Source organism: Bradyrhizobium sp. RDI18, from assembly GCF_043203335.1.
In the GTDB taxonomy this organism is placed as follows: Bacteria; Pseudomonadota; Alphaproteobacteria; order Rhizobiales; family Xanthobacteraceae; genus Bradyrhizobium; species Bradyrhizobium retamae.
The window spans coordinates 3,877,551-3,889,636 of record NZ_JBICRN010000008.1 but is presented as its reverse complement, the minus strand read 5'-3'; the positions used below and the strand labels follow the sequence as shown (position 1 = coordinate 3,889,636).

Genomic DNA, 12,086 nt, shown 5'->3' with positions numbered 1-12,086 from the left:
GGCGTGGCGCTGGCGACGTTGGTGGATTGGGCTGCCGCGTCAGTCATTGGCTTCTCCCTGCTGCCATTTGCGGCGCGCCAGGCCGAAGTAGCTGAACAACGTCGCGAACACGAGGAACGGGATCATCGAGACCGCGATCGCTGCACCCTCGCCAAGCTCACCGCCGGCGATGCCGCGCTGGAACGCCAGCGTCGCCAGCAGGTGCGTGGAATTGACCGGACCGCCGCGGGTGATGGCATAGACGAGCTGGAAGTCGGTAAAAGTGAAGATGATCGAGAACGTCATCACGATCGCCAGAATCGGCATCATCATTGGGAGGGTGATGTAGCGGAAGCGCTGCCAGGCGGTGGCGCCATCCAGCATCGCGGCTTCATAGAGCGAGGGTGAGATGGTCTGCAGGCCCGCCAGGAGCGAGATCGCCACGAACGGAATGCCGCGCCAGATGTTGGCGGCGATCAGCGAGAAGCGCGCCGGCCAGGGCGTGCCGAGGAAGTCGATGTTGGTCGAGCGGATGTGCAGCACATCGACCAGCAGATAGGAGATGATCGAGAACTGCGGATCGTAGATCCACCAGAACGCCAGCGCCGACAGGACCGTCGGCACGATCCACGGCAACAGCACGATGGCGCGCAACAGGCTCTTGAGCGGGAAGTGGTTGTTGAGCAGGAGCGCCAGCCAGAAGCCGAGCGCGAATTTCCCGATGGTCGCTATTCCCGTGTAGAAGACGCTGTAGAACACCGCGTTCCACCACAGCGAATCCTTCAGCAGATACTGAAAGTTCTCCAGGCCAATGAAGATGCCGCTCTGGCCGATCGTGGTGTCGGTGAAGGCGAGCCAGACGCCGAGACCGAGCGGGTAGGTGAGGAACACCGTCAGCAGCCCAATCGCCGGCGCAAGGCACATCACGATCAGGAACGGCTTGTAGTCGAACAGGCGCGCGATCCAGTTCGGTTGCCGGAGCGCCACGCCGCGCGATGGTAGAGTGGTTACGGACATTGAATGTTTATCCACCGTCGTCATTGCCTGCAACAAACGCGAAGCGTTTGTGCAAGGGAGCGAAGCGACGAAGCAATCCATTCTTCCTTTGTGGCGCTATGGATTGCTTCGCTTCGCTCGCAATGACGGTTAATCAGGATCCACGGTTCTGCGGCTTACCGCCCCTGGCGCCGGAAGTACCGCTTCGCACGCTGCTCCGCCTCCGCGGCGGCGGCCTCCGGCGTCTGGGCACCTGTCGCGACCGCGGCGCACATCTGAATCAGCACGTAGTCGGCGCTGACCGCACCGGTTGCGGTCGAAATCGGCCCCTTGTAGCCATCGTAGTAGGTGCTCTGCATGGTGTTTTTGAAGATCGAGACCTTGGGATCGCTGGACCAGACCGCGGCGTCGGTATAGGCGGCAAGCGGCTGCGACCAGTAGCCGGAGTTGGCGTTGAGCCACGGCTCGTACTGTTCCTTTTCCATCATGAATTGCAGGAACGCCTTTGCGGCATTGGGATAGGCGCTGTGCTTGAACAGCATCGCGTTCAGCGTCAGGCCGGCCATCGGCGAGACCTTGGCGAGGCCCTTCGGCAGCAGTTGATGCTCGCTGTCCTCGGCAATCGCCTTGGTCGCCGGATCGTTCTTCAGCGAGAAGTACAGCGAGACGCCGTTGGCGGTCAGCGATATTTCCTGCGAGGAGTAGGCGCGGTTGTTGCTAACGTCGTTCCACGACGATGTGCCGGCGATGAAGGTTGGGTACAGCTCCTTGACCCACTTCAGCGCTTCGATGGTCTCCTTGCTGTTGATGATGATATTACCCTCTTCATCGAGCAGCGAAGCGTTGTGCGACCACAGCGCCCAGTTGGCAAAACCGTTGCCGTCGCCCTTGGCATTGCCCAGCGCGAAGCCGGCCGGCTTGCCGGCCTTCTGCAGCTTGCGGCACAGGTCGAGAATTCCGGCATGGTCTTCTGGCACCTTATCGTAGCCGATCGATTGCAGCACCGATTTGCGGTAGATCAGCGGGCCGGCGGTGGCGCCGAACGGCAATCCGATCCATTTGTCGCTCTTGCTGCGCTTGCCGTACGTCTGCGCCAGCGGCAGCCAGCCGCCGTAGCGCTTGCCGAGATAATCGGCGACGTCGTTCAGTTCGACCAGCTTGTCGACATAGATGTGCGGCGCATCGGAGAAGCCGATGATGATATCCGGGCCGGCGCCGGAATTCGAGGTCACCGCAGTCTGCTGGCTGATGTCTTCCCAGCCGACGAAGTCGACCTTGACCTCGATGCCGGTGTCCTTGGTGAACTTGGCCGCGTTGGCGCGGAACACGTCCTCGTCGGCTTGCACGAAGCGCACCGGGCGCAGCATGCGCAGGGATGCGCCTTTTTCGATTGCGAACTTGGGGGGCGGGACGTCAGCGGCTTTGATTGGCGATGTAGTCTGCGCCGAAGCGCCGGTCACGGCCAGAGCCGCTGCCGAGGCGCCCAAAGCCAACGCATCGCGACGGGTGATGTCGTTCCTCATGGTGCTCTCCCTGTATCGGTTCCTGGCGTTGAATCGCCGGTGAACCCTGTCGTTCGAAACGCTTCTTTGCCGGCGCTAGCTGTTCGGGCCGCGATCCATGCTGACGGGTTGCCAGCGGCGGAGCGAGGTGTTTTGCAGCACCGACGGATTGACACAGCTTACCGGCCACATGCCGGAAAGGACCAGTGACAATTCGTAGCCCACGCGGCGCTTGCGCGCCTCGTCAAAACGTGCCGAGGCCGACGCCACATGGGCGGTCAGGGTGACGTTTTCCATCGAAAGTATCGGATTGTTGTGCGACGGCGGCTCCTTTTCCAGCACGTCGAGGGCGGCGTGCGCGATCCAGCCCTCCTGCAACGCCTTGATCAGCGCTTCCTCGTCCACCGTGGCGCCGCGGCCGGTATTGATGAAGATGGCAGAATTTTTCATCTGGCGGAAATGCTTCTCGGTCAGCATGTGGTGCACCTCCGGCCGGGCCGGCGCATGCATTGAGACGAAGTCCGACTGCGACAGCACCTCGGACAGCGTCGCCGGGATCACGCCGTGGTCGTACATCAGCGTTTCCTGGATGAACGGGTCATAGGCCATCATGCGCAGGCCGAAGGGCGCGGCGCGCTTGGCAACGGCGCGCGCCACACGGCCGAACGAGATGAAGCCGAGCGTCTGGCCCATCAGCCGGGGGATCTTCAACAGCGCAGGCCGGCCCTCGGACCAGCGGCCGGTGCGCGCCATCTTGTCCTGCTCGACCAGCCGCCGAAAGCCCGCCAGCAGCAGCATCATGGCGTGGTCGGCGACCTCCTCGATGAAGGTGTCGGGAATGTTGGTGACAGGAATGCCGCGAGCGGTGGCGGCCTTGACGTCGACGCTGTCGACGCCGACGCTGCCGAGCGTGATCACCTTGCAATTTTCGAGCGCGTCGATGACGGCTTTGGTAATCGGCATGCCCTTGGCGTAGATCGCGTCTGCGGTTTTTGCGGCGGCGATGAATTCCGCCTCGTTGGCCGGCGCCTCGATGATTTCCGCCCCGATCGGATCGAGCGCTTCCTTCTCATAGTCATAGCCGCCGCCGGCGACCGTGAAGCTCGCGCCCTTCGGCGTCACCACCCTGAATTTCGGCATTTCCTGCTCCCGATTTTATTTTTCGGTGTTGGTTTGAGGCGGCGGGCGCCGCCACTTTCATCGTTGACGTACTTTTCACCTTTTACGCGACTTGACTTGCTTCTGCTACAATCGTCGGTTGCTGCTGGATCGGCAGCACGGTTTTCTGCGGGATTTCCGCTGGCCTTCGTAACAAAGCGCTAAAGGGTCTCACGATATTGTGCGCCGAATCAATCGGCCAATCGCGTGCCACGCGCCTATTTCCGGAGATCCCCGTGAAGCTGACCAATCTCAAGATCACACCCAAGCTCGGCATTTTGGTGGGCGTGACCCTGCTCGGCCTCTGCGTCGCCGGTGTGCTCGCGGGCTATTTGATGCAGCGTGAGATGCTCAATGCGCGGATCGAGCAGACCAAGGCGATCGTCGACATGGCGCGCAACATGGCACTCGGCCTGCAGAAGCAGGTTGCCGCCGGCCAGATGACCAAGGAGGCCGCGATTGCCGAGTTCAGCAAGCGCGGCAATACGCTGACCTTCGACAACGGCAACGGCTACGTGTTCGCCTACACGATGGATGGCGTCGCCGTGCTGGCCCCGGTTCCCAGCCAGATCGGCCAGAACCGCATGGACATCGACACCGGTGGCCGAAAGCTGGTGCGTGAGCTACGCGACGGCATCGCGGCGAACGGCGAAATCATGCTGCGCTATGAATTCCGCAAACCCGGACAAGACGAGTTGATCCGCAAATTCTCCTACGCGGTTCCGATCCCGGGCTGGAACATGTTCGTCGGCACCGGCGCCTATCTCGACGACCTCGACGCCAAGATGAAGCCGATCGCGGCAGTGCTCGGGCTTGCCATTCTCGGCATCGCGCTGGTTGCCGGCAGCATTGCCTGGATGATCGGCCGAAGTATCTCGAAGCCGCTCGGTCAGCTTGGCGCCCGCATGCAGGACCTCGCCGAGGGCCGGCTCGACGGTGAAATTCCCGGCATCGGCCGCGGCGACGAGATCGGCGCGATGGCCGCGACCGTGCAGATCTTCAAGGACAATGCGGTGCGCATCCGCGGGCTCGAGCAGAAAGAAGCTGTGGTGCAGGCGCGCGCCGAGGCCGAACGGCGGGCGGCGATGGAAAGTATCGCCAGCGACTTCGAACGCAGCGTGACCGGCATCGTCCGCTCGGTTTCGACGGCGGCCGCCGGCATGCAGAGCACGGCGCAATCCATGACCACGACCGCGAGCGACGCCAGCGCACGCGCGGCGACCGTCGGCGCGGCGTCGCAGCGTTCGTCCGACAATGTCGGCACGGTGGCATCCGCCGCCGAAGAGCTCTCCAGTTCGGTTACCGAGATTTCCCGGCAGGTGACGCGCTCCAGCGAGATCGCCGCCAAGGCGGTCAGCGACGCCGAGCGTACCAACGCCACCGTCGGCGCGCTCTCGACCGGCGCCGAGAAGATCGGCGAGGTGGTCAAGCTGATCCACTCGATCGCAGCCCAAACCAACCTGCTCGCGCTGAACGCCACCATCGAAGCGGCGCGCGCCGGCGATTCCGGGCGCGGCTTTGCGGTGGTGGCGTCGGAAGTGAAGGCGCTCGCCAACCAGACTGCGAAGGCGACCGAGGAAATCTCCTCGCAGGTCGCGGCCATGCAGGCGTCCACCAGCGAGGCCGTGGCCTCGATCGGCGGCATCACCGAAACCATTGCGCAGATGAGCGAGATCACCGTCTCGATCTCGACCGCCGTCGAGCAGCAGGGCGGCGCCACCCGCGAAATCGCCCGCAACATTCAGTCGGTGGCGGCCGGATCGAACGAGATCTCGGCCCATATCGGCGGCGTCAGCACCGCTGCGGCCGCAACCGGCAAGGCAGCATCCGAAGTGCTGGCGAGCGCCCGTGAACTCGACACCCAGTCCGGCATGCTGCGCAGCGCAGTGGACGAGTTCTTGGGCAAGGTGCGCGTGGCGTAGATTTCACACGATCGCGTTCCCCGGACGCTGCGCAGCACGAAGTGATGCGCTGCTGATCCGGGGTCCATCGCGCCGTGGGTCCCGGCTCTGCGGTGCATCACCAAGAGGTGCTGCACCGCGTCCGGAACACGAGAACCGCAATGACGGCGAGTTCGCCTTTACTGCTTCTCGATTCCCGCGCCCTCAATCAGCTTCTCCCACACCTTGAGCTGCTCCTTCACGAAGGCGTCGAACTCTTCCGGCGTTCCGGAGAATGCTTCCATGCCGCGCTCGGCGAGCTGGCTCTTGATGTCGGGCCGCTCGACGACCTTGCGGATCTCCGCGTTTAGCCTGGTGACGACATCCTTCGGCATGTTCGCCGGGCCGAAATAGCCTTGCCACGAGGTGATGTCGAAACCCTTTACCGTGTCGTTCATGGTCGGGAGATCGGGCAACAATGCCGAGCGCTGCTTGGTGGTGACCGCCAGCGCCTTCAGCGCCTTGGCGTTAACGTGCGGCAGGCCCGTCGGGACGTCGATGAACATCATGGAGACGCGGCCGGCGATCAGGTCGGTCAAGGCGGGCGGTGAGCTCTTGTAGGGAACGTGAAGCAAATCAATGCCGGCGAGGCGGGCAAACGTTGCGCCGGAGACGATCGCAGCCGAGCTGCCGCTGGCATAGGAATACTTGCCCGGCTCCTTCTTCGCCAACGCAATCAGTTCGGCCACCGAGTTCGCCGGAATATCCGGGTGGATCACCAACATGAACGGGAGGTCGCCGCTGCGCGCGATCGGCGTAAAGTCCTTCACCGGGTCGTAAGTCATGTTCTTCATCAAATAGGGATTCGCCGAATGCGGTGTGTTGGTCGACACCATCAGCGTGTAGCCGTCCGGCGCGGAGCGGGCCACCTGGCTTGCCGCGAGCGAGCCGTTGGCGCCCGGCTTGTTTTCGATCACGATCCCGACCCCAAGCGCGGTGCCGAGCTCCTTCGAAATGATGCGCGTGGTGGTATCGGTGCCGCTGCCGGCCGCGAACGGCAGCACCAGCGTGATGTTGCGGTTCGGGTACGGGGCCTGCGCGGCAGCCGTGGCGATCATCGCCAGCATCAGGGGAGCCGCTGCGGCGACAGGCCGATACCGCTTCAATAACGCGAACATATAGTTGTTTCCTCGGGTTTGTTCTTCTGTTGAAATGGCCGGCAAGCTAGCCTGCCGGGATCGAAAGTGGAAGCCGATAACACGTCACGCGTGCCCCGGGCACGGCGCATCATAAAATGATGCGACGCTGAACCGGGGCCCATTGCGCTCGGTCCCGGCTCTGCGGAGCAGCGCTGACGTAGCGCTGCACCGCGTCCGGGACACGAGAGTTCATGCCTTTGCCGAAGCCCGCCTTGAAGCGATCACCACGCCGGCCAGCACCAGCGCATAGCCCACGAGATGGAATAACCGCAACTGCTCGCCGAGCAGCAGGATCGCCATCGCCGAGCCGAACACCGGCACCAGGTGGAAGAACGGCGCGGCACGATTGGGCCCGATCAGCGCCAGCCCGCGGTTGAAGAACAGGTACGCCAGCGTCGAGGGAAAGATCACGGCATAGCCGAGCGTCGCCATCGAGATCATGTCGAATTTCAGCGTCGCGCCGGTCGAGAATTCCCAGATCGAGAACGGCACCAGCATCAGCGCGCCGCAGCAGGTGGTGAATGAAATCAGCGATAGCGCGTGCGTCACCGGGCGGCGCGGGATCAGCGCCGAATACAATCCGAACGACACCAGCGAGCTCGCAAACATCAGGTCGCCGCGGTTGAAGCTGATGCCGGCGAGCGCGCCGAAATCGCCGCGCAGGATGATGGTCAGGACGCCGGCAAGCGAGATAGTGATGCCGGCAAGCTGCGCACCGGTCAGGCGGACGCCGAACAGCGCCAGCGACCACAGCGCAACAAACAACGGCCCCGCCGACTGGATCAATAGCGCGTTCAGCGCCTCGGTATATTGCAGGGCCCAGTAGGAGATCGCATTGTTGTAGGCAAATCCGACCAGCGACAGGAACAGCATCATCGGCAGATGCGCGCGCAGCACCGCCCAGTCCCGCTTCAAATGAGGCCAGGCGAACGGCAGCAGGATCAGAAAGGTGCCGATCCAGCGGACGCAGGACAGCGTCAACGGCGGTACGTGCCCGGCGACATGGCGCGCCAGCACGATGTTGCCGGCCCAGAACAGCGAAGTCAGGCTCAATAGCAGATAGGGCTGGTTGTTCAGCCACCGGACCGGATGGAAGGCAGGCGGCACTGGTGCGGGCTTGGTCATGGTCGCGAGGCGAGTAGGGCGAAAATTCCGCCGCACGACAAGTCCCGCACGCGCAATGCTACAATGCGACCGGCACTGCAGGAAGCACCCCGCTGTCATACTCCGCGAAAGCGGGGTATCCAGTACGCTGCGGCTTCTCGATTGACTGCGAACGTCTCTGGGGTACTGGATCACCCGCTTTCGCGGGTGACGACAGTTTTGTCGTTGAGAGCGCGGTGCCTCAGAGCTTTCCGCCAACCCCGGCGCAATCCCCTCAAATGCGCGGGATACCTGCGTCGCTGATGACCTTCGACCACTTGTCGATCTCCGACGTGATCAGCGCGCGCATTTGCTCCGGCGTGCTGCCGCGGACCTCGCCGCCGGTTGCCGTCTCCAGCGCCGTCTTCGTTGCGGGGTCGGCCAGCATCGACTGGATCTCCGTGTTCAGCCGCTTCACGATATCGGGCGGCGTGCCCTTGGAGCCACCAGCCCGGCCCAGGTGCGAACGTCGAAGCCCGCAACGCCGGCTTCCTGTACGGAAGGCACGTTCGGCAGCAATTTGGTGCGCGCGGGCGAGGTGACGGCGAGGCCGCGAATGGCGCCGCTTTCGATCTGGCCTGCGAGCAGCACGGTTGTCCCGACGATCACGGGAACATCTCCGGCGAGCAGCGAGGTGACGGTTAGTGAATCGCCGCGATAGGGGACGTGCACCATCTTGGTGCCGGCGGTGACGTTCAACAGCTCGCCCGCGAGATGATGCGTGCTGCCGAAACCGACCGAGCCGTAGCTCAGGGCATCGGGCTTGGCTTTCGCCATCGCAATCAGGTCCGCCAGTGTCTTCGCCTGATGGTCGGCGCGAACCGCAATCACCAGCGCGTAGTAGACCATCGTCGACAACATATCGAAACTGTCGATCGGGCTATAGGCGAGCTGCTTGTACAGCGCGCCCGAGATCGCATGTGCGCCCGTGACGAGGCCGATCGTGTAGCCATCCGGCGCGGATTTGGCGACCGCGTCCGCAGCGAGATTGCCGCCGGCGCCAGGCTTGGCTTCCACCACCACCGCCTGCCCCAGGCGCTTGGAAAGTCCGTCCGAGACGATGCGCGCCATGGTGTCGGCGGCGCCGCCCGCCGCAAAGCCGTGCAGCAGCCGGATCGGCCGGTTGGGATACGTCTGCGCGGCAGCAATGGAAGGCGCCAGGCAGGTGAGGCTAAGCGCTGCGGCAGCGATGCAGCAGCGCAGGGCAAGCAACCGTCCGCGCAGGACGTTCAACGATCGAGCCATTTGTGTTTCACCCCTGGTGTTTTGCTTTTTTGAATGTCAGTTCCGGCTGGTGGCGGCGTGCGCGATTACTTCACGCCGCGCATCGCCGGAGAAAATTCGCTCGCCTCCTTGGCCGGGCCGACGCCCCAGACGTCGCGCGGCAACCCGATCCAGGTCTTCGGCCGCTGCGGACGATCGTGGTGCCAGGGACGCGGCTCGAAATAGCCGAGCTCTTCGTCGAGCATCAGATCCATGCTGTAATAGAGCTCGATCAAGTAACCATCGGGGTTGTAATGGTAGACCGCCACGTTGTGGCCGGGTCCATGCCGCACCGGTCCCCAGAGAATCTGAAACTCGTTGCGGCCGAGGAGGTCGCAGGCCTGATGCATGTGTGAGGCGTCGCGCAGCTCGAAGGCGAGATGATGCAGACGGCCGTCGGTACCGCGGGCAAAATTCATCGCATGATGTTCGGGGCCGCAGCGCATGAAGACGAAATTTTCCTCGATGCGGTCGGAGATGCGGAAGCCGAGAACGTCGCCGAAGAATTTGGCTGTTCGCTCGGGATCGGGCGTATGGAGCGCGACGTGGCCAAGCTTGGCGACGGCAAGACCGCGGATCGGCTCGACGGCCTTGCAGAACTCCCATCTGGAAAACACTTCGATCCGGTGTCCGTCCGGATCGTCGAAGACGAGTGCCTTCGCTATTCCCGGCGCGGTGTCGCTCCTGATCTCCGATTTGATGCCGAGGTTTGCCAGCGATTTCTGCAGGTCAGCCGGATCGAGGTTGGGCGCAACTTCATAGGCGATGGAAGTCAATTGCGAGGCCGCGCCGCGTTCGAGAACCAGTGTCAGCTCGTCGGACTCGGTGCCGAGCAGGATCCGGCCGTCGCTGCGCTGGATGATGCCGAGCCCGATGATGGACTGGTAGTAGTCGAGCTGCGCCTCGATGTTCGGACTGGTGAAAGTGACGTGGCGCAGCCGCTTGACCTTGATCATCTCGTGACCTCTTGAATTCAGGCAGAATGTTTGGGCTGTGCGGGCATTCAGCTCAATCCGGGGTCATCACGATCTTGCCGAACGCCGCACCGGAATCGAGCAGTTCATGCGCGGCGCGAACTTCGGAGAGCTTGAGGCGCTTGAAAATCGACGGGCAGATCGCGCCATCGGCGAGATAGCCGATCACCTTTCGCATGATGTCGCGCCGACCCGCGCGGTCGTTATCGTAGATGTGAAAGGAAAAGCAGCGGATCGCCGGGCAGATGTCGAGATATTTCCGCATCTCGCCCATCAGGTTTTCCGTCGGCAGTCCGGCAAACGCGTTGTAGGAGACGATGGTGCCCCATTTATCGAGCGCGCCGAGATAGGAATAGAATTCGGGGCCGCAGACGTGATCGAGGACGAGACTGACGCCGCGTCCGCCGGTCAGCGCACGGGTGCGGGCGACCACGTCCTCGTCGCGATAATGGATGATCTCGTCCGCCCCCATCTTTCGCGCGAAGGTGGCCTTCTCCGGCGTGGAGACGGTGCCGATCACCTTCATCCCAGCGAGTTTTGCGAGTTGCACCAGCGACGTGCCGACCCCGCCGGCCGCGCCGATGACGAGGGCCGAGTGGGGCGGCGTAGCGGAGCCGCAATTGTGCAGCAGTGCCCAGGCGACCTGGTAGTTCGGCAGGCACACTGCCTCCTCGAACGCGACGTTCTCGGGCAGTACATGCACCGCGTCCGCAGGCGCTGCAACATATTCGGCGTAGCAGCCGCCACGCTGGGCGAGGTCGCGCGCACTCAGGAGCACCCGCTGGCCGACGGCTAGCCCGCTCACCTGCGCACCCACGGCTTCCAGGATTCCGGCGACATCATTGCCGGGATTGGCCGGCAGCGGCGGCATCCATTTGTAGACGCCGCTGCGGATCAGCTTGTCGGGCTGGCCGACGCCGAAGGCTTGGGCGCGGATCAGAACGTCCCGCTCGCCCAGCGCCGGCATCGGCACCTCGACATAGTCGAGCGCCTCCGACCTCCAGGGCGATGCACCAGTACAGCCTTCATCCGAGCGGCTCCTCAATTTTTACCTATTTTCGAAAATATGTCTCATTACGAAAATCATTGCAACGGGATTCTTTTTGATTAGGATCGCGGGCTTCGGGGTCGCGAGAGAATCAATGACAACGACAGCCCTCAAGGCGCGCAAGGAATTCGGCAAGACGCTCGCCTCCGACATTGCACACCGGCTGCGAAACGAGATCGTCACCTGCCAGCTCAAGCCGAATGAATCGCTGAAGTTCGATGCGCTGCGCCTGTCGTTCGGCGCCAGCTTCACGACGCTGCGCGAGGCCTTGACGTCGCTGGCGGCGGAGGGGCTTGTCGTCGCCGAGGAGCAGCGCGGCTACAAGGTCGCGCCGGTGACGCTCGAGGACCTGCACGACCTGACGCATGCCCGCATCCTGATCGAGGTCGATCTGATGCGACGCTCGATCGAGAAGGGCGACGACGACTGGGAAATAAGGGTTATCTCGTCACTTCACCGGCTCGCCAGGATCGAGGAGCGGGCGCCGGAAGATTACGCAAGCAATACCGAATGGAAGGCGGCGCACCGCCAGTTCCATGAGGCGCTGGTCTCGGCATCGGGATCGCCGACGCTGCTTGCTGTACGAAACTCGCTGTTCGACCGCGCCGAGCGCTACCGTAATCTGTCGGCCATGTTCCGGCCGCACCCGCGCGACAAGGCCGGCGAGCATCGCGCGCTGATGCAGGCCGCGATCGGGCGCAACGCCGATCAGGCGTGCAATCTGATCGCCAGCCACATCCAGACCACCTCCAACAACGTCGCAAAATACGCTTCCGGCGTGATCAGCGCCGGCTGATCGCCTGCGGCCGGTTGGCAGCGGCCTTCCCTCATAAAGTTCTCGGTGGATGCCGCCCAGGCAGCGGATTTTGGTTGCGTTCGGCAAGATTTTCGAAAATAGTCGCTCCTGACGAAATTCCAGTCAATCAGCCTGTCCCAACCGAGAA

Annotated in this window: 11 protein-coding genes; 2 read left to right on the top strand and 9 right to left on the bottom strand. The window is 63.2% G+C overall.

The window, feature by feature from the left end; genetic code table 11:
* Nucleotides 1-39: 39 nt before the first annotated feature.
* The 3 genes from ACFXS9_RS27790 to ACFXS9_RS27780 all read right to left on the bottom strand — a co-directional run bounded on the left by ACFXS9_RS27790 (nucleotide 40) and on the right by ACFXS9_RS27780 (nucleotide 3,617).
* A complete protein-coding gene (locus ACFXS9_RS27790; protein WP_392694251.1) occupies nucleotides 40-996 on the bottom strand; it encodes a carbohydrate ABC transporter permease in 957 nt (318 codons plus the stop codon).
* Between the two features lie 155 nt (nucleotides 997-1,151).
* Entirely contained in the window at nucleotides 1,152-2,498 is a 1,347-nt protein-coding gene (locus tag ACFXS9_RS27785; RefSeq protein ID WP_392694248.1) for an ABC transporter substrate-binding protein, read from the bottom strand.
* A gap of 75 nt (nucleotides 2,499-2,573) precedes the next feature.
* Entirely contained in the window at nucleotides 2,574-3,617 is a 1,044-nt protein-coding gene (locus ACFXS9_RS27780; protein ID WP_065743479.1) for a C-terminal binding protein, read from the bottom strand.
* 254 nt (nucleotides 3,618-3,871) lie between these two features.
* Here ACFXS9_RS27780 and ACFXS9_RS27775 point away from each other — a divergent pair, with 254 nt between their 5' ends.
* Nucleotides 3,872-5,557: a methyl-accepting chemotaxis protein gene (locus tag ACFXS9_RS27775; RefSeq protein WP_392694245.1), complete on the top strand. Its 1,686-nt coding sequence runs from the start codon at nucleotides 3,872-3,874 to the stop codon at nucleotides 5,555-5,557.
* Between the two features lie 158 nt (nucleotides 5,558-5,715).
* Here the strand turns inward: ACFXS9_RS27775 and ACFXS9_RS27770 are convergent, their stop codons facing one another.
* From ACFXS9_RS27770 to ACFXS9_RS27745, 6 genes are all read right to left on the bottom strand, one after another.
* Nucleotides 5,716-6,642, bottom strand: a complete 927-nt coding sequence (locus ACFXS9_RS27770; RefSeq protein ID WP_392700047.1) for a Bug family tripartite tricarboxylate transporter substrate binding protein — start codon at nucleotides 6,640-6,642, stop codon at nucleotides 5,716-5,718.
* 261 nt (nucleotides 6,643-6,903) lie between these two features.
* Nucleotides 6,904-7,839 (bottom strand): DMT family transporter, encoded by a 936-nt coding sequence (locus ACFXS9_RS27765; RefSeq protein WP_392694243.1) that lies wholly within the window; start codon nucleotides 7,837-7,839, stop codon nucleotides 6,904-6,906.
* Between the two features lie 253 nt (nucleotides 7,840-8,092).
* Nucleotides 8,093-8,245 (bottom strand): hypothetical protein, encoded by a 153-nt coding sequence (locus ACFXS9_RS27760; protein WP_392694240.1) that lies wholly within the window; start codon nucleotides 8,243-8,245, stop codon nucleotides 8,093-8,095.
* A 26-nt stretch (nucleotides 8,246-8,271) separates the two neighbouring features.
* The gene (locus ACFXS9_RS27755) at nucleotides 8,272-9,102 is read right to left on the bottom strand and encodes a tripartite tricarboxylate transporter substrate-binding protein (RefSeq protein ID WP_392694237.1); all 831 of its coding nucleotides are present in this window, start codon (nucleotides 9,100-9,102) and stop codon (nucleotides 8,272-8,274) included.
* A 65-nt stretch (nucleotides 9,103-9,167) separates the two neighbouring features.
* Nucleotides 9,168-10,076: a VOC family protein gene (locus ACFXS9_RS27750; protein ID WP_392694235.1), complete on the bottom strand. Its 909-nt coding sequence runs from the start codon at nucleotides 10,074-10,076 to the stop codon at nucleotides 9,168-9,170.
* A 52-nt stretch (nucleotides 10,077-10,128) separates the two neighbouring features.
* Nucleotides 10,129-11,139, bottom strand: coding sequence for a zinc-dependent alcohol dehydrogenase family protein (locus ACFXS9_RS27745; protein ID WP_392694233.1), 1,011 nt, complete (start codon nucleotides 11,137-11,139; stop codon nucleotides 10,129-10,131).
* 97 nt (nucleotides 11,140-11,236) lie between these two features.
* Between ACFXS9_RS27745 and ACFXS9_RS27740 the strand changes: the two genes are divergently transcribed.
* The gene (locus ACFXS9_RS27740) at nucleotides 11,237-11,938 is read left to right on the top strand and encodes a GntR family transcriptional regulator (RefSeq protein WP_392694231.1); all 702 of its coding nucleotides are present in this window, start codon (nucleotides 11,237-11,239) and stop codon (nucleotides 11,936-11,938) included.
* Nucleotides 11,939-12,086 lie beyond the last annotated feature (148 nt).